The organism is Streptomyces griseoruber, assembly GCF_001514205.1.
GTDB classification, from domain to species: domain Bacteria; phylum Actinomycetota; class Actinomycetes; order Streptomycetales; family Streptomycetaceae; genus Streptomyces; species Streptomyces griseoruber.
In genome coordinates, this window is record NZ_KQ948767.1 from 390,086 (window position 1) to 412,791 (window position 22,706).

The 22,706-nt window shown below is 69.8% G+C and carries 18 protein-coding genes and 1 pseudogene; 6 read left to right on the plus strand and 13 right to left on the minus strand.

Features of this window, described 5'->3' with window-relative positions; genetic code table 11:
- The first annotated feature begins 901 nt into the window (after positions 1 to 901).
- Genes AQJ64_RS48095 through AQJ64_RS49090 form a run of 3 tightly spaced genes read left to right on the plus strand, consistent with a single transcriptional unit; the run spans position 902 to position 3,612 of the window.
- The gene (locus AQJ64_RS48095) at positions 902 to 1,549 is read left to right on the plus strand and encodes a Pvc16 family protein (protein WP_099054136.1); all 648 of its coding nucleotides are present in this window, start codon (positions 902 to 904) and stop codon (positions 1,547 to 1,549) included.
- Positions 1,550 to 1,555: 6 nt separating this feature from the next.
- Positions 1,556 to 3,454 carry an ATP-binding protein gene (locus AQJ64_RS50865; RefSeq protein ID WP_099054137.1) on the plus strand — a complete coding sequence of 633 codons (1,899 nt, stop codon included), beginning with the start codon at positions 1,556 to 1,558 and terminating at the stop codon, positions 3,452 to 3,454.
- A complete protein-coding gene (locus tag AQJ64_RS49090; RefSeq protein ID WP_157881157.1) occupies positions 3,439 to 3,612 on the plus strand; it encodes a hypothetical protein in 174 nt (57 codons plus the stop codon). Before AQJ64_RS50865 ends, AQJ64_RS49090 begins: the two co-directional genes overlap by 16 nt.
- A gap of 80 nt (positions 3,613 to 3,692) precedes the next feature.
- Here the strand turns inward: AQJ64_RS49090 and AQJ64_RS50105 are convergent, their stop codons facing one another.
- The 12 genes from AQJ64_RS50105 to AQJ64_RS16965 all read right to left on the minus strand — a co-directional run bounded on the left by AQJ64_RS50105 (position 3,693) and on the right by AQJ64_RS16965 (position 18,504).
- Positions 3,693 to 5,996, minus strand: coding sequence for an eCIS core domain-containing protein (locus AQJ64_RS50105; protein WP_276206737.1), 2,304 nt, complete (start codon positions 5,994 to 5,996; stop codon positions 3,693 to 3,695).
- 203 nt (positions 5,997 to 6,199) lie between these two features.
- Positions 6,200 to 6,700: a hypothetical protein gene (locus AQJ64_RS16915; protein WP_055638246.1), complete on the minus strand. Its 501-nt coding sequence runs from the start codon at positions 6,698 to 6,700 to the stop codon at positions 6,200 to 6,202.
- 8 nt (positions 6,701 to 6,708) lie between these two features.
- Complete coding sequence (locus AQJ64_RS16920) at positions 6,709 to 8,622, minus strand: DUF6519 domain-containing protein (RefSeq protein ID WP_055638247.1); 1,914 nt, start codon at positions 8,620 to 8,622, stop codon at positions 6,709 to 6,711.
- Entirely contained in the window at positions 8,619 to 10,718 is a 2,100-nt protein-coding gene (locus tag AQJ64_RS16925) for a phage tail protein (RefSeq protein WP_055638248.1), read from the minus strand. The genes AQJ64_RS16920 and AQJ64_RS16925 overlap by 4 nt, the downstream gene beginning before the upstream one ends.
- Entirely contained in the window at positions 10,715 to 13,138 is a 2,424-nt protein-coding gene (locus AQJ64_RS16930) for a putative baseplate assembly protein (protein ID WP_055638249.1), read from the minus strand. The genes AQJ64_RS16925 and AQJ64_RS16930 overlap by 4 nt, the downstream gene beginning before the upstream one ends.
- A complete protein-coding gene (locus AQJ64_RS16935; RefSeq protein WP_059202750.1) occupies positions 13,135 to 15,111 on the minus strand; it encodes a baseplate J/gp47 family protein in 1,977 nt (658 codons plus the stop codon). Before AQJ64_RS16935 ends, AQJ64_RS16930 begins: the two co-directional genes overlap by 4 nt.
- Positions 15,108 to 15,470, minus strand: a complete 363-nt coding sequence (locus tag AQJ64_RS16940) for a GPW/gp25 family protein (protein WP_055637155.1) — start codon at positions 15,468 to 15,470, stop codon at positions 15,108 to 15,110. The genes AQJ64_RS16935 and AQJ64_RS16940 overlap by 4 nt, the downstream gene beginning before the upstream one ends.
- 1 nt (position 15,471) lies before the next feature.
- Positions 15,472 to 15,786 carry a hypothetical protein gene (locus tag AQJ64_RS16945; protein ID WP_055637154.1) on the minus strand — a complete coding sequence of 105 codons (315 nt, stop codon included), beginning with the start codon at positions 15,784 to 15,786 and terminating at the stop codon, positions 15,472 to 15,474.
- Positions 15,786 to 16,277: a phage baseplate assembly protein V gene (locus AQJ64_RS16950; protein ID WP_055637153.1), complete on the minus strand. Its 492-nt coding sequence runs from the start codon at positions 16,275 to 16,277 to the stop codon at positions 15,786 to 15,788. The genes AQJ64_RS16945 and AQJ64_RS16950 overlap by 1 nt, the downstream gene beginning before the upstream one ends.
- Before the next feature lie 58 nt (positions 16,278 to 16,335).
- Positions 16,336 to 17,475: a hypothetical protein gene (locus AQJ64_RS16955; RefSeq protein ID WP_055637152.1), complete on the minus strand. Its 1,140-nt coding sequence runs from the start codon at positions 17,473 to 17,475 to the stop codon at positions 16,336 to 16,338.
- Between the two features lie 52 nt (positions 17,476 to 17,527).
- A complete protein-coding gene (locus AQJ64_RS16960; protein WP_055637151.1) occupies positions 17,528 to 17,836 on the minus strand; it encodes a LysM peptidoglycan-binding domain-containing protein in 309 nt (102 codons plus the stop codon).
- Positions 17,833 to 18,504: a hypothetical protein gene (locus tag AQJ64_RS16965; RefSeq protein WP_055637150.1), complete on the minus strand. Its 672-nt coding sequence runs from the start codon at positions 18,502 to 18,504 to the stop codon at positions 17,833 to 17,835. The genes AQJ64_RS16960 and AQJ64_RS16965 overlap by 4 nt, the downstream gene beginning before the upstream one ends.
- Positions 18,505 to 19,361: 857 nt before the next feature.
- Between AQJ64_RS16965 and AQJ64_RS16975 the strand changes: the two genes are divergently transcribed.
- A complete protein-coding gene (locus AQJ64_RS16975) occupies positions 19,362 to 20,417 on the plus strand; it encodes a glycoside hydrolase family 113 protein (protein ID WP_055637148.1) in 1,056 nt (351 codons plus the stop codon).
- A gap of 179 nt (positions 20,418 to 20,596) precedes the next feature.
- Here AQJ64_RS16975 and AQJ64_RS16980 read toward each other — a convergent pair whose 3' ends face one another.
- A complete protein-coding gene (locus AQJ64_RS16980; RefSeq protein WP_055637147.1) occupies positions 20,597 to 21,025 on the minus strand; it encodes an MFS transporter in 429 nt (142 codons plus the stop codon).
- A gap of 317 nt (positions 21,026 to 21,342) precedes the next feature.
- Here AQJ64_RS16980 and AQJ64_RS49655 point away from each other — a divergent pair, with 317 nt between their 5' ends.
- Both AQJ64_RS49655 and AQJ64_RS16990 read left to right on the plus strand, forming a co-directional pair.
- Positions 21,343 to 21,873, plus strand: coding sequence for a hypothetical protein (locus tag AQJ64_RS49655; RefSeq protein WP_055637146.1), 531 nt, complete (start codon positions 21,343 to 21,345; stop codon positions 21,871 to 21,873).
- Between the two features lie 122 nt (positions 21,874 to 21,995).
- Positions 21,996 to 22,682 (plus strand): annotated as a pseudogene (locus AQJ64_RS16990) (transposase).
- Positions 22,683 to 22,706: the final 24 nt, after the last annotated feature.

Here is a 22,706-nt window from a genome sequence, read left to right on the forward strand (position 1 = left end):
GACTCGGCGCGGCCCCCTCTGTTCCGACCAGTGTTGCTCCCGCAGGTACTGCCCCTCCTGTCTCCGCGAGCACTGCTCCTGCCGTCGGTGTCCCCTCGGCGTCCGTAGACCTTGCTTCTGCCGTCGGTGCTGCTTCGGTGTCCGCGAGCACTGCTCCTACCGTCGGTTCCTCTTCGACATCCGTAAACGTTGCTTTCACCGCCACCGCCACCGCCACCGCCACCGCCACCACCCCCTCGGCATCGGTAAACGTTGCTCCCACGGCCATCACCCCCTCGACATTCGTGGCAACAGGCGTGCCTGACCCGGAACGGGAAGCAGCGGCCTGGGATGCCCCTGCTGGCGCGAAAGGGGCGCCGCGCCAGCCGTCGCCCGAGCGGCCGGAGACGAGCAGTGGCCCACAACTGCCCCCCACTCCCGCCCCCACGTTCCCGGTCCCGCAGATCCCGCCCCCTCCTCCCACCCAACGCGCGCCGGAACCCTCCGGGGCCGACGCGCCGGCCCGACTGCCCCTGCCACCGGAATCCCGCCCTCCCGTCGTCCCGTCGACCCGAGCGCGAGAACTCGCACTCGACGCCCCGCCACCGGACCGCTTGCCGACGTCATCCGTCGACCCTGTCCGCGCCGCCGCCCTCCGCGTGCCCGGGGAGCGTTCGCTCAGGGATGCCGTACGCGATGCCATACCGCCGGTGTTCCGGGCCGCGGAGCAGACGCCGCAGCCGCCGCAGCCGGCCCGGGTGACGGTGAACATCGGGCGGGTGGAGGTACGGACCACACCGGAGCCCGGCCGGTCCGCCGCGCCCCGGCCCGGTCCGCCGCGCCGGGCGCAACCCGACCGTGCGGCCCGACCGCTGTCGCTGGGTGACTATCTGGCCCGCCGTACGGAAGAAGGAGGGCCGCGATGAGCAACCACCTCGCGGTGGCCACGGTGACCGCCGCACTCACCCGGACCCTGGTCGAGGCCCTCGCCGACCCCTCCCTGGGTGGTGTGGAGAACACCGCGGTCACCACGCTGCGCCCCCAGTCGCTGGCGGCGACCGACGCGCAGGCTAGGGGGATCAATGTCTACCTGTACCGGGTCACTCCCAACGGCGCCTGGACGGTGGCCGATCTGCCGACGCGCGGTTCCGACGGCCGGTCACTCGTGGCAAGTCCCCGGCAGGCGCTCGACCTGCACTATCTGCTGACCTTCTCCGGTGACGAATCCACCCTGGAGCCCCAGCGGCTGCTGGGCCTCACCGTGAGCACGCTCGCCTCACGGCCGGTGCTGAGCCCGGAACTGATCCGCCGGTTCGCGAGGGAGGCGGTTCCCCCCAATGACTGGCAGCGGCACTCGGACCTGGTGGATCAACCGGACCCGGTGCGCGTCACTCTGCAACCGATGGACCTGGAGGAGTCGACCAAGCTGTGGTCGTTGCTCTACCCCTCCTCCTACCGGCTGTCGATCGCCTACCAGGCGACGGCGGTCCTGATCGAGGGCCGCGAGCTGCCGACGGCTCCCAATCCGGTGGCGACCCGCACGATCGACGTGCGGCAGATGAAGGCGTGAGGCGACGTGGACTGGCTCACCGCGAACCAGCGGTATCTGGTGGCCGCACTCGATGTGCTCCGCCTCCGGCTGAGCGGCGGGGACGGCCTGGAGGACGCCGCCCGCCACTGTGACGACCTCCGGAAGGCGATGCCCGCGCCCCCCGCGCTCGAAGTCATCGAAGACGGCTTCGAGTTGTCGGACTTCGAGCGGGATCTGCTGCTGATGTGCGCCGGCGTCGAACTGGACACGGACTTCGCCCATGCCTGCGCCGAGGCCCAGAACGCACCGGAGCGCACCTGGGCGACCTTCGGCCTGAGCTTGGCGAAGCTGCCCGACACGCACTGGTCAGCGCTCACCCCGGCGGGGCCGCTGCGGCGCTGGCATCTGGTCGAACTCGCCCACCCGGAGACACCGACCGTCAGCGCCCTGCGGATCGACGAGCGGATCCTGCACGCCCTGACCGGGGTTGCCTACCTGGATCCCAGGATTCAACCGCTCACCGTGCGACTCCCCGAGCCGGGTCCGCTCCCAGTGCCGCTGAGAGAGGCGGGCGAGCAGGTGGCGGCCCACTGGTCCCGGCCCGAGTCCGGTTGTGTTCTGCTCTACGGCCGACCGGTCCCGGATCTCAGATCGGCCGCGGTCGGGGCCTGCGCGGAAGCCCACTCCTCGCCCGTCTGCCTACGGGCTGCCGACCTCCCCAAGGCCCCGGAGGAACGGGACCTGTTGGCGCGACTGTGCGAGCGGGAGACCGTACTGAACGGGACCGCCTGGATCATCGAGGTCGACGACACGGTCCCGGACTGCTCCCGCCTCGCCCTCGACCTGGCCGACCGGCTCGACGTTCCCACGGTCGTGATCTCACGCGAGCCGATCGCGGGCCCGGGCCCCCGCGTGGAGGTGGGCCCGGCCCGGGCGGACGACGTACGGGCTGTCTGGCGCGAGGCCCTCGGTCCGGCCGCGGCGGGCCTCTCGGACTGGATCGACCGTGTGGCGGGGCAGTTCGATCTGGGCCTGGAAGCGGTCGACACCGCGGCGACGGAGGCACTGGCCGCGCCCGAGGCGGGCGCCGCGCTGTGGGATGCCTGCCGGCGGCTGGCCCGCCCCTCGCTGGGCGGCCTCGTCCAGGGGATCGAGCCCCGCGCCCGCTGGGCCGACCTGGTCCTGCCCGACCATCAGCTTCGCGTCCTCCACGAACTGACCGCCCATGTACGGCACCGGGTCACCGTCCTGGAGGACTGGGGCTTCGCCGCCCGTACGAGTCGTGGGCTCGGCACCGCGGCACTCTTCTCGGGGCCCAGCGGCACCGGGAAGACCCTGGCGGCGGAGGTGATCGCCGGGGAGCTGCGTCTCGACCTGTACCGGGTGGACCTGAGCCAGGTGGTGAGCAAGTACATCGGCGAGACCGAGAAGAACCTGCGCGGGGTCTTCGACGCCGCCGAGGCGGGCGGTGCGGTGCTGCTCTTCGACGAGGCCGACGCGTTGTTCGGCAAACGGAGCGAGGTCAAGGACAGCCACGACCGGTACGCCAACATCGAGGTCGGCTACCTGCTCCAGCGGATCGAGGCCTACCGGGGGCTGGCCGTCCTCACCACCAACCTCAAGGACACCCTCGACCCGGCCTTCCTGCGGCGGCTGCGCTTCGCCGTCCACTTCCCCTTCCCGGACGCCTCTGCCCGCGCCGAGATCTGGCGCAGGGCCTTCCCCCCACAGACCCCCACCGACGGCCTGGACCCCGCCGCGCTGGCCCAACTCTCCGTCCCCGGCGGCACGATCAGCACCATCGCCCTCTCCGCGGCCTACCTCGCCGCGGACTCCGGCGAACCCGTCCGCATGCACCATCTGCTGGCCGCCGCCCGCACTGAGTACGCCAAGCTCGAACGCCCCCTCACCACCACCGAGGTGACCGGATGGACGACGACATGACCATCCACATCGACACCCTCACCGTCGACCTCACCCCTGACGCCGTGGCCGCCCTTCTCATGGGCGACCACGATGTTCTCGTCCCGGCGATCCTGGCGGCTCTGCGCGACGTGCCCAGTGGGACGTACGGGGGACCTGTTCACCAAAGACCATCCTGATCCCAGGCCCCTGCCCGGCCCCTGGGATGACCGCTTCGGCATGCCGGACGGGGTCAGGGCAACCCTCACCCCTCTCGAAGTCATCGCTTCCTGGCTTTTTTTCTGGCACCGCCCCTGAGGGCTGGCTGGCGGACCAGTGTCCGCTGAGGAACGGAAGGTTCCGGCCTCAGGCGTTTGCGGGTCGTCCTCGGCTCGGTAAGCATGCGTTCCGAGGGCGTGAGGTCGGCTGTCAGTTGCGCGGCGGCGGCGTTTCTCAGAGATGTGTCATCCAGGACTCCCCGGTTGAAGAGAGTTCCGTATGCGGCTCGAAGAAACCGCAGCCACGCATTGATACTGGCTGCGATTTCCAGCCGGGTGGCCAGATAACGAGCATTCGTGGTGGTGCTGTAGAGGACGGTCGCGAACGTCACCCACGGCTTTTCAAACATGTGATCGACCAACATCGAGGTCCGCAGGGAAGAAAAATCGAACAGCCCCAGCGCCGCCTCGCGAGCGTCTCTCTTTTCGTCATCCGAGGGCGCAGTTGTTGCCCCGTTGTACGTCTCCGCCATGGTCTTCAAGAGTGCGAGGGGAGCGGGCTCGCCATGGCCTTTGGCGCCATCCTCCCCGGCCGTTGGGCTCCCGGTGGCGATGGAAGACGCGTTGTAGAGCATGACGTATCCCTGAAGCAGCGCACTCACCAGCTCCGACCATTGATAGGCCGGAAGGTTTGCTCCTGTGCCATGGGCAGACAGGTCCGTGACCTGCTGAAACAAACTGTTCCAATCATCGGCGACGTTCGTTTCCGGAGCGTAGTTCTTTATCTCGGTGAGGTCGTCCCGAACCCACGTCACAACGTCGTCGACTGCCTTTCCCTCTTGCTGCTGTGTGGCTCTCTGGATCAGAGCCCAGGCTGCACGATGTGCACGTTGCGGAACCGACTGGGCCCGCGGGCGTTGAGTCCTGCTCAACAGAATGCGGCTGACCCAGAAGGTGTTCGCCAACCCTGGGGTGACGGAAGCAGCATCCGACATGGTCTGGGGGCTGATGAAGGCATCAACGCCGAACCCCGCATCGAGTCTGCCGGAGGCGAGTCGGTAGGAGACCACGGTGCCGGCCCTGGGGGAACTGGCGGGAAGCGTGAAATTACTGGAGTCCGCCACGGAGGTGCCCAGGGTGGGCGCCGTGAAGGAGCTGGGCTGTGAGTGGAATGGGAACTTATGACCCTTACTGCTCTGCACTACGCCGTCGCTCTGTGCGGCCAGGCTCTGGGCCACCCCGGGGAAGGCGGTGGACAAGGTCACCCAGAAATGGTGATTGGCCTGCCCGACATGCGTGCCGGGCAGGCTGGCGTTTTGTATGTAGTCCTGCAGTTGAGCAGCGGCCAATGTGGCGCTAGCGACATCGATCATCGAGTTGGACTCCATGTCCCGGAGCGTCTCCATGGCGTCCGCCTCGTTCCGTCCCGCCGGGGCGCCGTTCGCGTACGTGGTCATCGGGCTCAGTTGGTACGTCTTGACGTACTCGGTGAGCAGCCCGGAGAGCGCGGGCTGCCACAGATGCAGCGGTCGGCTGTTCACTGTGATGTCGTTGATGCGATCCTGGAGTGCGGTCAGCCCCGCCGTGAACTGCCCTGCCACCGAGGCGGTTTCCGTGGTGACGGCGACATTCGCGAGCTCGTTGCGGCGGGCTGCGATGTAGGCCACGAAGTCGGCCCCGTTGAGCCCCGCGAGACCCGAAAGTGCTTGCCGGGTGAGGGTCCACGCTGTCGTGTGCGACTTCTGGCCCTTTGTTCCGAACCTGGTGTACCCCCGCACATCGCTGATGTGCACGCTGCGGATGGCCACATGCTGATAGTCGATGTGGTGATTGCCGGTCGTGGGAGGGGTACCGACCGGCGCGATGGCGACGTAGGCGAGGAAATCGGTCGTCGGGGGCTGGAAGTTCGTCCAGTTCTCGTCCGCACGTGACAGGTCGCGGTCAAGGCCCTGCGGGCCGCCGTAACGCTGCAGGACCACCGCGTTCGTCGGCACGGCGGGCCCCGGTGCCCGAACGACGGCCGGCATCGATGGCAGCCCGGTCGTAGCCGGGTCGGCCATGACACGCCGGGCGTTGGCGTCCGCCTCGCGTTCGAACCGGTCGGAGGGGTCGCTCACCCGCAGCCCGTCGCCGTGGTCGCTGCCCGCCACGGGGCCGCTGCGCTGCTGGAGCACATGGGTGAGTTCATGGGCGATGACGGGCCGGTCCAGAACGCCTGGACCGCCGACGATGTGTTCGCGATAGGTGTAGGCGTGGGCGTGGACGGCCGCTGCGGAGCGTTCGGCGGCAGGGTCGGAGTGGATTCGTACGGTGGAGAAGTCCGCGCCGAGGCGGGCCTCCATCTCCTGACGCAGCGGCTCGTCCAACGGGCGACCCGGGGAGCTCAGCACCCTCTGGACCTGTGCGCTGGGGGCAACCTCCGTGTTCGCGAAGGAGTAGCGGAGCCCCGAGACGGCAGGGGGCGGCCCGGGGGCGTGTGCTTCCTCGGGGCGGTTCGCCGGCGAGGTCGACTCGGGTTCGCGCTGCAGAGCCTTGGATCTGTGCACGGCCATGACAGGCCTTCCTTCGGTCAGCTGGTGCCGAGTTGGAGCAGCCAGAGGGTGGGGGCGTTCATTTTCACCGTGCCGGTGGTGCCTTCACGTCGTATGAGGAGCTCGACCTTGCTCGTCCCCTGCGGTACCGGGCACCCTGCCATCGCGGTGAGCGGAACCCAGTTGTTCACGGTATTGGCAAAGTAGAGAAAAGCCGCGCCCCAGGGCCCGTTCGGATCCGACGCCAGGATCGTGTCGTTGACCCTGATGGCCACCCGCAAGGAAATTTGCTGGGTGTCCGAAGAACCATGGCCCTGTCCGATCAGCAGGAGCGACGTCGGAGTGTCGAATTTCACCGTCTCATTGATCACTGGCGTCCAGTCGGTGGATGTCGTCGCGTTGCTCCAGGCCTTCGCCTGCAGCATGTGGAAACCGATCGACTGGTTGAGGCGGACCGTCTCGGAGGCGAGGGCGTTCCAGTCGGCGGACTTGATCGGGTCGCCGGGGTTCTTGTTCATGACGTTCTTGTCGAGGGACATGGCTCTCCTTAGCTGAAAACGCTCTTGTCGAATGTCGAGGAGTCGAAGGCACCGTCGAGGCGGGGGAGTTCGATCCAGAACCAGAAGGTGAAGTCAGCTCCGCGGACGTCGTCGACGGTGGGAAGGAGCACTTCGATGGTGCCGTCGGCGCGGGGTCGGGTGAGGGCGAGGCCGTTGAGAAGGCGGTCGGGGTGCCCCTGAGCGGTGAGCGCGCGGCCGTTGAGGGTGAGGCGGCAGCGGAGGCGGGTCGGCAGCTCCTTGCCGACCCGCACCATCATGGGCAGCGATTCGAGAACACCGTCCGGCTGCCACCGCATTTCGCCGGCGCCCATCTTCAAGAAGCCGGCGAGGTCGAGGGGCTGAGTGCCCAGGACCTGGCCGGGTCCCAGCTGCCAGGCGTTCCGCTCGGCCGGGGACAGGGGGTAGGGCAGGTCGAGGGTGACGGTGAGCACGGATTGGCCGGTGGGGTGCAGGGGGGCCGGGACGCCGTCGAAGCCCATGACGATACCGCCCTTGAGGAAGGCCGCGAAGGAGACGCTGGTGTCGTTGCCCAGTTCGCCGTCGAGCGTCGTCAGGCGGACGTACTTCACATGGAGGCCCGGTGCCCGCATCGACGTGGGGTCCGGTCTCGCCTCGGCGAGCGGAGCGAACAGCGCACGGCAGTCGTACACCCGGGTCCACAGACCGTCGACGCGGTCGAGCAGGGCGATGGCGGCGGTGTGGTGCTCGATGCCGTCCGGCAGCTGGAAAATCGGGGCGCCTCCCTCCTCGCGCGGCCATTCGACGTTTCCGGGGAGGTCGGAGTCGAGGTCGGTCAGGGAGAGGGCGGCGGTCCTGGCCGGGATGAGCCAGTAGTCGCCGGTGCGGTGGAAGGCGTCCGGCTTGAACTGGACCTGTACGCCGTCCTCCAGCTCGATCCAGTCGCCGGTGATCGGCACCGCCCCCGGGGAGTCCCAACGGCGTACCACGGCATCGGAGCCGAGCAGCCCGGGCGGAAAGCCCTCCCACTGGGCAACCGTCAGCTTGGTACCGGACACCTCGCCCAGTCGGGCCAGGACGCCGTGCAGGCCCCGGCGGGCGCGGGCCTGGTCGTTCACTTCCACCCACTGTCCCTCGGAGAAGCCGAGCGCCTCGTCCCGGCCGGGGGAGTGGACAATGATCGATGAGTCGGAGACGCGGACCAGCCGTGCGGCGACCGTGCCGTTGTCCCGGGACCACACAAAGGACGGGCTGCCGTCACTGCTCTCGTGGATCTCCACCCGGTACAGCTGGTTCTCCACCCGGCGGTAGCCCGCGTGCGGCGGGACGACGCTCGGCGTGGGGTCGGCCTCCGGTGGCTGCGCCCGCGCGCGGAGCTGCCCGCGGGGTCCGCCGTCACGCGGTTTCCAGGGTGGGGCGACCTGGTCGGGGGTGGCCTCGGGGTTGGCCAACCGCTCCAGGCGGACCTGCCACACCGTACGATTTCTGGTGCCCGTGTCCGGGCCGCCGAGAGCGACCTCGCGCAGTTCGGGCCGCTCCAGGGCGGTGAGGTGCTCCCGCCAGACGTCCAGATAGGCGACGTACCGGCCGTCGGCCCCTGGCAGCTCCAGCTCCGGTGGGTCGGGCTGGTGCGCCAACCCCACCAGCTCCTCGTTCTCGCAGAGAATGCCGTCGACGTAGTAGCGGCCCTTGGTCAGCAGCAGGTCCGTCGGAAGGCAGGCGTGGGGTTCGCCGCCCTTGGGGTCGGTGATCGCGAATCCGGCGGCGTCCTGCGGTCCGCCGTGGACGCCGATGGCGTCCCGCGCGGTGGTCTCGTCGTGGTGGAGCTGGATGTCCAACTGCTCGTTCCAGTCGGCGTCGAGCTGCACCCGGCCCTGCTGCATGAGCACGCCGCGGTAGTGGTTCCCGCTGCGGAACGTCCGCCGGGTGAAGTCGCCTTTCATTGCTGTCCTTCCAGAAAAGCGTCGGTCGGGTCGGTCGGGTCGGCAAAGAAGACACCCGCTTCCAGACCGAAGCGGAGATAGTGGTCGAGCTGCGCGGTGAGGTCGGCCATCGACCACGGTTGGTGCAGAAAGTGGAAGGCCCCCAGTTCGCCGCCGTCCTCCGCGCCTGTGGCGATTTCGCTCGGGCCGTCCGCAGCCAGTCGGCAGAAACCGGGGGCTCCCTGCTGTACGGAGGTGAAGCTCGGGGCCACCCGGGCGGCGGCCGCCGGGTCGGCGGGGTGGCAGCGGTAGCGCCGGGAGACGTTGGACTCGAGCGGGGCGTAGCTGTACCGCAGGTAGCCCTGGCCGCTCTCGCTGACCGTGACGCCGCCGTGCAGGATGCTGTTGTTGGCCGTCAGAGTGCGGGCGCGCGTTTTGCCGAGGATCGTGCACGCCTCGATCTCGACGTTTGTGGGGGCAGCGTCCACCCCCTCGCGCAGGATGCTGTCCGACAGGCGGAGGCCGGGCAGTGTGCCGCCCAGCCGCAACCCGGCGCAGACGGTACGGAGCAGTCGTACGGTCAGCCGGGGGTTGCCGGTGGCCCGCAGCTGGCCGGTGAGAGTGCAGTCGGCGACCACCAGGCTGTCCAGGTCGCCGGGCCTGACAGTGAGCCCTCCTTCGACCGACAGGCCGTCCAGGATCAGTTCGCCCGGGCGGGCGGCCCGTCCGCCGGAGGCAACCACCTCCAGCGAGCCGGCCAGGTGCGGCCGGGGTCCGGCGGCCGCGAAGGGGCCCGGAGCGGAGGGGGACGCGTCCGATGGCTGAGGGGTGCGGCCGGACGGCCAGTGGGCGGCGACCAGCAGCAGCCGGCTGCCCGGGGGGATCTTGATCGCCCGCTTGCCCGTGAGGTTCTCGCGGTAGGTGGCGCTGTCCGTCACCACGATGACCCCGGTCTGTCCCGGTGCCTGATTCGGCCGGGTGTTCCAGGCCTGCACGGCCTCGCCGAGGGTGGCGACCACTCGCCCGTCGGAGGGTCCGGGCTGGTCCTGGGCGTGGTTGCGGCTCACTCCGATCTGCCAGTCGACGGTGTCCGGCCAGGGTGTTCCGGCGGCTGCGAGCGCGGTGGCCAGGGTTGCCCGCCGGTCGTGGGGACCGGCACCGATGTCGCCGGGGCTCCCCTGGTTGAAGTCGACCCGCACCCGGTCCGGTTCCGTCCCGGGCGGCAGGGTGAACCTGCCCAGCAGCGGGTCGACGGCTACCCATGGAGGGCCGTCGGTGGTTGCGGGCGGCCGGGTCCATTCGCTGAGGTCGGCGGCGATCAGCCGATGGGCTTCGGGCAGGTTGAACCGGAACACCGGGTCGGGTCCGGAGAGGAGCTGCTCCATGTGCTGATGGAGCGTCAGGCGGTGCAGTGGCGCCGGAATCTCCGTCTCGCTGGTGGGGCCGCTACGTCGCCGGGTGAACAGCGGCAGGTCGCGGCCTGCCGGGTCGAAGGTCCAGCGGCCCGCGGCGGCGTCCACGGCGCGAGCGTCGACGTCGGTGTACGGGTGGGAGCTGAGCCGCCACAGATGGAGCCCGACCGCGCCGAGGTTGTACCGGCCGCGCCCGCGGTCGACATGGCGGACGTCGGCGGTGCGGGCCACCTGGTCGAAGGGGGTGCCGAGCAGCTGGAGCCGCCCGGTGTCCCGCAGGTCGGGGGTGCGTACATTGCCGAGGCGTGGATGGTTGACGTGCTGGGTGGTGCCGAGCAGTTGGAAGTACTCCACGACCTTGGCGGGCAGCCCGGTGATGTCCTGGGCCACCTGTTCCAGGGTGGCGGGGGTGCCCTTGCGCCGCCGGTGGCGGAGGGTGTTGGCGATGAAGGCCCGTCTGGGCGCTGCTCCGTCCGGTGACGCGGCCACGGGTTCGACGCCGAGCAGGTCGCCGAGGTAGGGCAGCACCCATTCGGCGCAGGTCTCCACGAACCAGTTGTCGTAGAGCCCGTCGATGTCCTCCCGCAGTCTGCGCAGTTCCTCCTCGACCGGTTCGAGCAGGGCGCGCAGCGGGTGGCCGAGTTCGGCGTCGCGGTTGCGGTGCACGGCGGGCAGCAGGTCGTACACCGGCCGGTCCTCGCTCATGACGTCATCACCTGCACGGAAAGCCCCTTCAGGACCAGCAGTTCAGCGGGGACGGCCGTGCCCCCGGCGTCGAGGCGGGCCCCGCGGGCGAGCAGCAGGGATGCCACTGCGGCCGGCTCGCCCGTCAGATGGAGTGCGGTCAGGTTGGCGGCCACCACCCCGGGAACCCGCTGGGCGGTGGCGATCGCTTCGGCGGCGGTCACGGGCTGCGCGAAGTCGCGCCGCTCGAAGGAGTACAGCTGTGCCAGGGCGTGCTCGACCGCGCCGGACACGGTGTCCGGATCACGGTCCGGTGCGGGCAGGATCGCGACGGCGAGGGTGAAGGGCAGCTCCAGGTAGCTGTCCAGGCCGAGTCGGCGGCCGGGGAGGCCGTCGGCTTCGAGGGCGGCCCGCAGGTCCGTCAGGGTGTCGTCGGGGACGGCGCCGTCCGGGGCCGCCACGGTGAGGTGGAGGAAGGGCATCGGAGCCGGGCTCAGCACGGTCGCCCTGGCCTTGGCGATCCCGGTGAAGTTCCGGGCGAAGGCCTCGTGGTCGTCCAGGGAGACGACCCGGCCGAAGGTGCGGACGGTCAGCGGCGCCCGGGTTCGTACGTCGTCCGGCCGCTCGGGGGCCGTACCGCCCGTCGCCGCCAGGGGGTTGGAGACAGCCCGGATGCCGAGTGGCCGTTTCACGAGCAGTGAGAGGGAGCCGGCCCCGACGTTGCCCTCGGGGCCGATGCCGGTGCGGTAGGTGGCGTGGACGTTCTCCTGCCCGGACGGCAGCCGGGCGCCGCGTTCACCGTCGCCGAAGACCGCGGTCGCGGTGGCGTCGTCCTGGATCCGCACCACATAGGACCGGTCGTGCGGGCCGAGGGGGAACAGGGAGGAGGCCTCGGTCCAGGTGACGCCGTCGACCTGGACGGCCAGGGTGTCGCGCACCCCGCTCGCGGTCGGCGCGGGCACATGGGTGAGGTCTTTGTGCAGCAGGGTGAACCGCTGGTGGGTGGCCCTGCCGTCACCGCTGCCGAGCACCTCTTCGGTGGACTGCCCGGCGGTCGCGGCGACGACATTGCCGAGCAGCAGCACGGAGGCCCGGTTGAGCGGGTGCTCCAGGGGCCGGTCGAGGACGATCGAGGTGCCGGCGTCCGTCACGGCGTCGATCAGGTGGACCGCGGTGGTCTGGACACCCACGAGGGTGGTGCCGGTGACCACGATGGGTGCCCCGGCTTGCAGTGTCACGGGATATTCGAACCGAAGGGTGTTTCCGGTCACCGGAGTGTTGAGGGGTTCGTCGGCGACCTCAAGTTGCTCGGACTGGGCGTGGACCACGGTGGCGCGGCGGTCGAACTGTGACACCTTCCCGGTGCCCCGCAGCCGCAGCCGGGTGGTGGTGGAGGTCAGGGTGAAGTCCGCCGCGGCGGACTGGTCGGCAGCGACGACCTGGTACACCTCGTCCCGCACTCCGGGTGCCCGGAGCACCAGCCAGGAGCCGGGGAGCAGCGCGGGATGAGCGGCATCGAGGTCGATCACCGGTCCGTCAGCCCCTTCGGGCGGGTCGGTGAGGGCGAAGCGGGGCCATTGTGTGGCGGATGCGGGCGTGCCCCCCTGGCCGGCTGCCGCGAGGTAGCTCTCCCGGACCGAGGCCGGCATGGTCCGCCAGTCGGGGGCGTTGTGGCCGAAGATCGAGGCCCGCAGCCGTAGGGCGTGCACCTCGATGACCTGCGAGGGGGCGAGGTCGAGGTGCTGCTCCCAGCTGACCACGGTGATCGGCGGGCGTCCGGCCGGGTCGGTGGGCAGCGGATTGACGGTGTGCAGGATGCGGAACCGCCAGGCTTCCGGCTGCATGGCGGAGCGGATCAGCAGACCGTCGCCGGGGCGCAGTCCGGTGGTGGTTCCGGCCAGGTGGAGGACGGTGGTGTTACTGGTGACCCACTGCGGCTCGCGCAGCGGCAGGCGGATCGCGTTGTGCTCGGCGACAGCTTGGAGTTCCGCCGCGGTCTCGAAGGTCTGCGGCAGTTCTCCCTGGCCGGGGATGCTCTGCACCGGTGTGCCCGCGGGTACGACGGCGTGGCCGGGCGCCCCCGGGGTGTCCTCCACGGTGAACGAGAGGTAGGCGGAGGCTGCCGCTCCGGGCCGCAGCTCGTAGCCGATGGACCGCGCGAGTTCCAGCACCGATCTGCGTTCGGTGGCGGTGCGCAGAAAGCCCTCGTTGGCGATCCGCTCCTGGTAGAAGGCCACGATGTCGGCGACCGAGGCCCAGGCGTCCAGCAGGGCGACGGCGGGGTCGTCCGTGCTGTGCGTGGTGAGTCCTGGCAGCCGTTGCGACACCTCGGCCAGGCTCCGCGCGAGGGTGTCGCCGTGGGTGGTGATCCGGTACGAGAGGGCCGGGCGCCCCGGCGGGTTGGGCACCCCGGGAGCCCCGCCGGGTACGGGGGTGCTCATGAGCCGCCTTCCATGATGAAGTCGATCCGGCCGTGCTCCGGCAGGTTCGGGTCACTGAGGCAGCGAGCCACCTCGTGCGGCCCGATCAGGATCCGGCCCTGCCTCGGTTCCCCGGCGGACGGTTGTCCCCAGCGCCCGAAGCGGTTGGGTCTGGGCGGTGTGCCATCGGTGTCGACCCACAGCACCCCGTGCGTGCCCATGGCCGCCTCCACCACCTGGCTGAGGTGGACCGGCGCGCCGAGGGCGAAGCGGTCGGGGTGGAAGAAGCCGGGTGTGCCGTCGGATCGCTGTCCGGCGGTGAAGACGTCCTGCAGGGCCCGTTTGACCTCGCCGCGGAGATGGCCGGGGGCGACCCGTACGGTGATCACGATGTCCAGCGCCACCGGGACGGCAGCGGTCACCCGGACGTCCTCCCCGGCCATCCGGTAGCGCTCCAGACGGCTGCCGACCTGGCGGCGGAAGTACTGGTCGGGGGTGAGGCCGCCGGTGCGGTCGACGGTGACGGTCTCGGTGTACCAGGAGCCGGTCCAGCGCCGGTTCGCGACCGCCTGCCGGACCTGCGGATGCTGTCCGGCGACCTCCGCGTAGTCGTCGTCGGTGACCGCCCGTTGCCGGCCCCGGAACGCCTGCGGTGCCCACTGCCGCACCTGTTCCACCGGTTCGGGGTCGGCTCCGCCCCGCGCGGGCATCGGGTTGCGGACGGTGACGCCGCGGAGGGGTTGCGCCGGCCGGGTGAGGGTGTCGCGGCCGACGTTGCCCGCACGTCCGCCGCCGGTCCGGTAGGTCGCAGTGAACGTGGTCCCGGGTGCGGGGGCGCGGCCGTGCACACCGTCGCCGAAGCGCAGATGGGCCTGGCCGTCGTCGTCGGTCTCCACGGTGTACTCCGGTGCGAAGCGGCTGCCGGAGAGCAGATCGGGCACCACGGTCCAGGAGGTGGCGCCGTCGTGCAGCCGGACCATCACGGGCACCGCCTCGGCGGGCCGGATCGTGAGCGCGTCCGTGGCGGGCCGTGCGGTGGCCCGACGGTGGTCGTAGGGCACAGCATGGGTCAGCCCGGCGTGGACCAGCCGGGGGCGGTACCGGCCCCGGGTCGGCACCTCGGCGGGGGCCGGCGGTTCGGGGCCGACCAGGGCGCCGTGCTCGGCCAGTACGACGTTGCCGCGGACCACGGTGGCCCCGACAGTGGTGTCACCCTCACCGGGGAACCGCCACAGTCGCAGGGGGAAGGGCGGTGCGTCCTCCTGGTCCCAGCTCACCCGCAGCAGGTCGGTGCCGGAGTCCCGCTGCGGCAGCGGGTCTGCGTTGAGACGTACGGCCCAGCGGTGGGCCGGATCGGCGCCGGCGGGGTCGCCGCCGCTGCCGAGCACCTCCTCGAACAGCAGCACGTCCCCGGCGCGTAGTTCGAGCGTCGTGTTGCTGCCGACCAGGAGTGCGGTGCTGGCTCCGGCGGGCAGGATGCCGCGTTCCTCGTCCGCGGTGTAGATCTCGATGGTGTTGCGGGCGGCCCGGAGTTCGACGGGGTGCAGGGTGTGGAAGACCACGCTGCCGTCATCGGTGCCGATCTCGGTGTCAACGCCCAGTCCCAGCCCGGCCGTGGCTTCGTCGACCTGGACCGTCAGCCAGGTCCTGGCCGCGGCGCCCTCGTGCATCGAATAGTCGAGCAGCCGGGCGTGGCGGCGCACCGAGACCCGGCGCCGGGCGGTGCCGAGGTAGGCCTCGGTGGCCACGGCGTCCTGTGCGTAGGCGAGTTGGTCGCCGAGGTAGGCGAAGAGCTCGACCAGGGTGACCGCCGGGTCGGCGGGCCCTCGGTCGGTCCAGCCGGGCAGCAGCAGCGACAGCCGGTCGAGCAGCATTCGGCGCAGCCCCGCGTAGTCCCGCTGGAGGTAGTCGGTCGGCGGGGTGGAGACGGGGGCGGTCGGCAGGGGGCGCGGTGGGCGGGGATCGGAGTCGTTCGGGACGTCGGCTTCCGTCACTGGGGCAGCCCCCGGGTGAACACAGCGGCGGTGGGCCGGTCCATGCTGCGGCTCCGGTAGCGCACCGTCACCCGCAGGGTGGCCTCCTCCGCGGTGATGTCCACGGCCTGCACCTCGACGAGGTCGCCCAGCCACTGCTGGAGCGCACCGTGCGCCATGAGCCGGGCCGCGGTCGCCAGTTCGCCGCCGGAGGGTTCGAAGACGAGTCGGTGGAGGCCGCTGCCGAAGGTGGGACGGTTGACCCGTTCGCCGGGGGCGGTGAACAGCACCTGCTCGATCAGGTCGCGTATGTACTGCTCCTCGTCCACCAGGGCGGTCCTGCCGCCGGGGCCGATCCGGAAGGGGAAGCCGATGTTCACCTCAGGTCCCCTTCACCCTGGTCTGGGTGGCCGACACGGTCAGCGGGGTGCCGGTGGGTGTGCACTGGGCCCTGCCGTCGGACAGCAGGGCGGGGGCCCCGCCGATCCGCACGCGCATGGCGGTGGACACCCACTGGGCGGTGAGGCAGGGACCGGGGGGTTGCAGCAGTGTGCAGCCCGTGACCGTGTACGGTGCCACCGCTGTCACCGCCGGCATGCCGTTGACCAGCACCCGGGGCTCGGTCTTGGTGGGCTGCGCGGGGCCGGAGTGCGCACACATGACCGTCGCGCCGAGATGCATCAGCTGACCTGGCATCAGACGACCTCCAGGGCGCCGTCGTTGACCGACACGGAGGCCGCGGTCAGCTTGACGCTCGCGGCTCCGTTGGACAGTTCGATGCCGGCGGCCGTCAGGGAGATGGTCAGCGGTGTGGAGACCGCGGGTGGTCCGACCTCCAGGGTCACACCACCCGATCCCGGCAGGTCGTTGACCGTGAGGCTCACTCCGTCGGTCTTGAACACCTTGGTGGCGGGGCCGGCGCCGGGTGCCTGGCCGCTTCCCCAGAAGCAGCCGCCCCAGATCGGCAGAGCCGGGTCGCCGGCCTCGAACTCGACCCATACATCGGCCCCGATCGGGGGGACGGCGAGCAGACCGACGCCAGGCCCGGCGTACGGCACGCTGGGCAGCGCCCACAGGGCTGTCGCGTCGCCGAGCACATCGGGGCAGCTGACCTGGACGCGGCCCCGCAGCATCGGGTCGGCGTTGTTGCTGACCTTGCCCCGGTACTTGCCGAAGTGCTGGTTCATGAGGCTCCTCCGTTGCCCTGTCCGGTCGGTCCGGACCCGTTCACCCGCTCCTGGCGCTTCATGGCCGCACCACCGCAGTGGTGGAGCCGACGCCTTCCCGGGTGAGCGTGAACTCCTGGGTGTGCCGCCCTCGGGCGATCGAGTGGGTGACCTGCTTGACCTGGTACAGACCGTCGTGCGACCAGCCCGCCCCTCGTACGCCCACCAGGCCCCTGGCCGGGAGCAGCGCACCGTAGCGCTCGGTGTCGAGGCGGCCGGTGGCCGTGAGCGAGCCGTCGTTGGACGCCTCGGCCCTGCCCTGAGCCTGGCCGAACGCCTGCGGGGCGGTCATACCGCTCCCGTCCAGCAGGGTGGTGCGCACATGCCGGTTGACCAGCCAGTCGGGTTCCGCCGCCAGCGGCGGCCGGGTGCTGCCGACACTGCGGACCTGGATCACCGTGTCGGTGAGCCGGTCCTGGACCCGGCCGCGGACCTCGGTGGCGGCCAGGGCGTCGGACCTGAAGGCGAGCTGCTCGACATTGGTCGCCGGCCCGAAGTCGACCGAGAGCGCCGGTGCCGGTCTGCCCACCCGGGTCGGTGGACCCCAGTAGGCGGTACTGGTGAGCGGTAGCGGGCCCGGGGTGATGTGGAAGACATAGCCGAAGCGCCTGGCCATCGCGGTGAGTTGGGCGAGGTCCGTGCCCCGCTGGACCGGGATGTGCTCGATCGGGAGCGACAGGTCGATCACCGGCGGCGGGACCACTTGGGGCACCAACCCGTAGCGGGCGTACCTCAGGATCAGCCGGGCGGCGATGGCGGCCTCGTCCTGCGCCGGATACTCCGCGGTCCGCTCCTCCAGGTCCATCAGTACGCCGAGGTCCTCCCCGGTGACGGTCAAGGTGGCGGAACCCGAGGTCGAGCCCGGGGTGAGTTCCCGATGGGTGATGACCCCGTCCATCAGCACCGTGGGTGTGCCGTGGAGCGTCAGGACGAGCACCACGCGGTCGAACGGCTGCAGATACCGCTCGGTGAGCAGTGGGTGGTCGAGCGCACCCGCCGGACCGCCGCGTCCGGCGGCGATGACCAGCTGGAAGCCGGATCTGGCACTGTCGGACATGGTGACCTGCACCTGCTGGAGGTTCTCCACCAGCCGTGGCGGCGCGGGTACGGGCACCGTGGGGCCGAGGAGCACGGTGAGGTAGGAGCTCAGCAGGGCCATGGTCTCCCTCCTTCCACGGGTTCCACGGGCCGGTACGGCGGCACGGGCGCGGTCACGGCAGGGGGAACGGGATCCGGATCCGGGTCCCGACCCGGTCGGCGGCGGTGAGCTCGTCCGGATGGATCACCGGATACGCGTCGCAGATCCGCCAGAACTGAGCGGGGTCGCCCAGACCGGCGGCGGCGATCGTGTCCGGTCGGTCCCCGGGGACGACCGTGTGCTCGGTGAGGGTGTGCGCGTTGCCCGGCATGGGGAGCAGCCTGCGGCTCAGACAGCGGACCTCGCGGCTGCCGCCGGTGCCGTCCGGGACGGTGGCGGTCACCACGTCCGACGAGGCGTACCGGCTGGTCGGATCGGTCAACGGAACACCCCTCCGATGCCGCCGGTCACGGCCCGGCCCGCCGCCGACCGGGCGGAGAGGGTGGCCATGGTCTCCTTGGCGATCTGGTGGGCCAGGAAGAGATGGTGTCCAGGACTGGTGACCGACAGATCGCTGTAGGAGAGCACCCGCAGTTCCAGGTCCGCCCGGGCCCGGATCGGGTTGAGCTGGGTGTCGTACGCCTGCTCGGTGATCGAGAAGGAGGTCAGCCGCACCGGGAGGACCCGGCCGGCTCCCCAGACCAGGAGAGTGAGCGGCGCCTCCGTCGGTACCAGTTCGATGGTGCCGACCGCCGTCAGCGCCATGTTCTCCAGGACCACCGAGCTCTTGGGGTAGAGCAGCATCTCGAGCGCCGCCAACTGGGGGTGGATGCCGAGGAGTACGGCCTCCGGGTCAGCGTCCGCCAACTGGTCGGTGGCGTCCACCTCGACCGCCAGGCTGATCGTCTCGATCGGGGCCCCGGTGAGACGCAGCGCCTCGCTGCGGGCACCACCGGCCCCTTCGTCGCCCTCCGGTGTCCGGGCGACCAGTCGCCGGGTCATCTCGTCGGGGTTGTACTGGAACACCACCAGGCCGGCCAGCGGGTTGGCCGGGTCGACCCCGACCAGCGCGCCGCGGGGAGTCCGGACCGCGTCCGTACGCCCGGTCATCGGCGCATGCCGTTGTCTGTCCGCATTGCGCGATCATGGCCGACCCCGCGTCACTCCGGCGTCACTGCCGCGTCACCGGCCGACGGCAGGCGAGTCAGGGTCACAGGAACACCGGGCCTGGCCGGGTCCCGAGCTGCTCCAGCTGACGTACCCGTCATGGATGCGCTCCAGCCCGCCCATGCCCAGCCCTGGCATGCAGGTAATGCAGCCCCAGGTCGCCGTCGACAGCGCGGAGCAGTTCTTCCATGCTGTGGATCTGGCGCGACCACAGGGCTCGGAACACCTGGTGCCCCTGTTTGTCGTGGCCGAGGAGATCCGCCAGCTCCAACGTTGCGGCGCCGAAGTAGGCACAGCTCTCACAGGGGCCCTGCGGCAGCTCGTGCTTCGCCTCCTCCAGGAGGCGGTTGTAGTCCTCGGGGTGCGCGGAGATCAGGCGCCGGACTGCAATGTCCGTCGCTTGGAAGTAGCTCGGCCTCCACCTCGCCATACCTTCACCGCAGGCCGGGCGGCCGGTGGCCTCTCAGCCTCGGGACCAGGCGGCGGAACGACGCCGTCCAGGCTCACGTCGAAGCGTCCCGCGCAGCCGAATTCCAGGCGGTGCGTCTCCGGCTCGGTGAGGGCCAGCTCCGTGCGCAGCACCACCCGGTGGGTCGCGGGGTTCGCTGCCGAGCGAGGTCCGGTGATCAGTGAGGTTCCGTGACTGGTGGGCTGTAGTGCGGTGCCGCCGCATGCTAGGCGAGGGCTTGATCTCGTCGGCTCCAAACGGCTGAGCATCATCCCGCCTTGACTCTGACGCCGCTGGAGACTTGACGATCGCGCTGTAGGCAACACGCGGATTGCTATCGGAGGCGCAAGGCATGCGAGGCAAGGGCATCCACTACGACACCGGCACCTTTCCCAACGGCGACACCTCGCGTCCCGTCTTCGACGCCGACGTCGTCGCGCGGGACATGCGGGTCGTCGCCGACGATCTGCACTGCACCGCGATCCGCATCACCGGCGGCGACCCGGACCGGATCGAGACCACCGCGCGGCATGCGGCGGCCGCCGGGCTGGAGGTCTGGTTCTCGCCGTTCCCGTGCGAGATGACCGACGAACAGATGCTGCCGTACTTCGCCGACTGTGCCGAGCGAGCCGAACGGCTGCGCCGGGACGGCACCGACGTCGTCCTGGTCACCGGCTGCGAACTGAGCCTGTTCGCCCGCGGGTACCTGCCCGGCGACACCTTCAACGAGCGCATCCCGGTGCTGGCCGGCCCCGACCGCGAGGCCGCGCTCCGGCCTCTCCCCGAGAAGGTCAACGCCTTCCTCGGCGAGGTCGTCCGCACCGTCCGCCCCCTCTTCGGCGGACCGGTCAGCTACGCCTCGTGCCCCCTGGACGGCGTGGACTGGAGCCCGTTCGACATCGTCGGCCTGGACGCCTTCCGGGGCCTGCGCAACGCCGCCACCTACCGCGACGACCTGCGCAAGGAGTTCGTCCACGGCAAGCCCGTCGCCGTCATGGAAGTCGGCTGCTGCACCTTCCGTGGGGCGGGCGACTACGGCGGCTCGGGCTGGTACGTGGCCATGGAACCGGACGGGGTCACCCCCAAGCCGGACCTGGTGCACGACGAGAGCGAGCAGGTCCGCTACCTCGACGACCTGATGCCCCTCTTCGAGGAGGAAGGGGTCGACTCCGTCTTCTGGTTCAGCTTCGCCGGCTACGGCACCCCGCACCGTCTGTCCGGCCCGGACCCCGACCTCGCCTCCTACGGCATCGTCAAGATCCTCGACGAACACAGCGACTACCCGGCGGACTTGCGTACGTATCCCGACATGCCCTGGGAACCGAAGGAAGCGTTCCACGCCCTGGCGAACCACTACCAGGCCCTCAAGCAACATGGAACCTCCCACCAGCACCTGGATAACCGGTAGGGCCGCGGAAGTGGACGGGATGCTCGGCGGCCGGCGGAAGTCGTTCGTATCGCACCCCTCGGAGACGACTAGCCGCCATTTCGCACGATCACGCCACCGAGCGTGCCGATGCCGCGGTTGCCCGTCGACTGGGCAAGTAACTCTTCCCGCACTGTGACGGCGGGGCCGACGAATACCCCTTAGCCCAGTATCTGCTGTTGGTTGTTCATGAATCCGACGGCCAGCGCGATACAGACGGGTATCACGCCGCCGAGGCCGACACCGCCGAGAAAGCGGAACAGTCCGAACAGCTCGCTCGTCGGTGCGGCAGCGCAAGCGAGCATGAACACGGAGAACCAACTGGTACAGAAAATAACCATACGTTTGCGGCCCAACAGGTCCGTCGCGAAACCACACAGCAGCGCTCCGAGCAACAGACCAATCAGGCCGAGACTCGCGATCCCCCCGACCTCTGCCGCGTCGAGATCCCATTGCGGATACTTCAACAGTTCTGGGGCGGTGGCGCCGAAAACTGAGACATCGTATCCGTCGAAGAAGATGATCAGACGGCAGAAAGCGGGTACGAAGGCCCGCAATCTCTTGCCGCGCAACGGCCGGAACGCTGTCACTTGACCGGCTCAACGCACTTCGATCGGGTGAGTCACGAACCAATCCCCTGATGGTGTGTCAGTCACATAGACTCGAAACCCAGGCGCTGACCAGCACAAATGGAGAAACGCGACTGGAGTACTAGGCCGTCTCACCGCCCTCGGCTGGCAGCGCTTCCTCAGCGGTGTTTACATGGAAGTGTTCCGCGTAAGCCGGACAGCGACGGCGAGGGCCGCAGCCCCAGAACGTCCGCTGCACCGCAGGCGTCGGCCACTTCAGTGCTTCCACAGGTGGTATCGCCCGGCGAGTGTGCCCGGGCATCTGGAAGGAGGCTTCCATGACGGCCAGCTACACCAAGCAAGATCCGAACTGCAGGTCTGAAATCCTCTTCATCGGTACAACGGGGCTCCGAAAATTCGTCACGCCACCGCCCAAGCCGGCGAATTTGGATGCGGAGATGTACATCGACGTCATCGTGCCAGCGGCGTACAAGAACGTGGAGTTCACCGAAATCTGCCTCACCCTTGAGGTCAAGGGACCAACTGGGGCGAAGTTCATGCCGAACCCGAGGATGGGAAGTGGCGTCCGCTGGGGGGTACCCATCAGCGGCAGCACCGCTTGGGACGAGACCTCTCTGTCACCCACGCCCCGCGTGCGTCTTCGGCTTCCGCACGGCAAGCTGCTTAGTGGCGGTATCAACGGCCTGTCGTTCTGGCTGGGGGTGTCCGGACTGCCCACTACATCTACGTTCTCCTTCACCGCAGCGGCCACAGCGGACCAGGTCTTGGCCTCCACTACCAGTTGCCCGCTCTCCTTCAAAAACTTCGCCGTTGGCGAGCAGTTCTCGGGATACCTCGGCCGCGACTAGAGATCGCTGAGCTTCTTCGAGCTGACCACCGATCGGTGACGGTCCACGAAGCGCAACGAACGAGGCCCCCGAGCTGTTGATCGAGATGTCTGGCGTCTCAACCACGCTGCTCGGGGGCCTCGTTGGTCATCTATCCTCCCACACTCGACCTGCCCCATGCGCTCGTGGAGTGGGTCACCATGCTCGTCGCTGGTGTACCTGCGCGAACACCACGACCCTGGCGAAGATCGCTGCCGGGTTGGGGATCAGCGAGTCCACCGCCCACGCCTACACCAGCGCGGTCATCCATCTGCTCGCCGACCGTGCGCCGGGTCTGCAGAAGGTCCTGCGCGAGGCCGATGCGGACTTCGTCCTGCTGGACGGCACTCTCGCCGAGTGCGACCGGGGGCGACGGACGGGCCGACTACTCCCACACAAGCACCGCCGGCACGGGGTGAACGTGCAGGTGGTGACCGATCCAGGTGGGCGGCTGCTGTGGCTCTCACCGGCGTTGCCGGGCCGGGCTCACGACCGCTGCCCGCACCCACCTGATCATCCGCATCTGCGAGCGCCAGGGCGTCCCCATCCTGGCCGACCTCGCCTACCAGGGTGGCGGCCCCTGGCTGACCACCGGCATCAAACGCAGGCCCCTGCAGGAACTCACCCCCACCGAGAAGACCGTCAACCGGGCCCTGGCCGCGGCACGGGCACCGGTCGAGGGCGGCGTCGCCCGCTTGAAATCCTGGCGGATCTTCCGCAGATTCCGATGCAGTCCAAACCGCATGACGTCAATCGCAAAAGCCATCCTCACCCTGGAGCGTCAAGGCTGAAGAAGCTCACTGTGTACTCCTCAT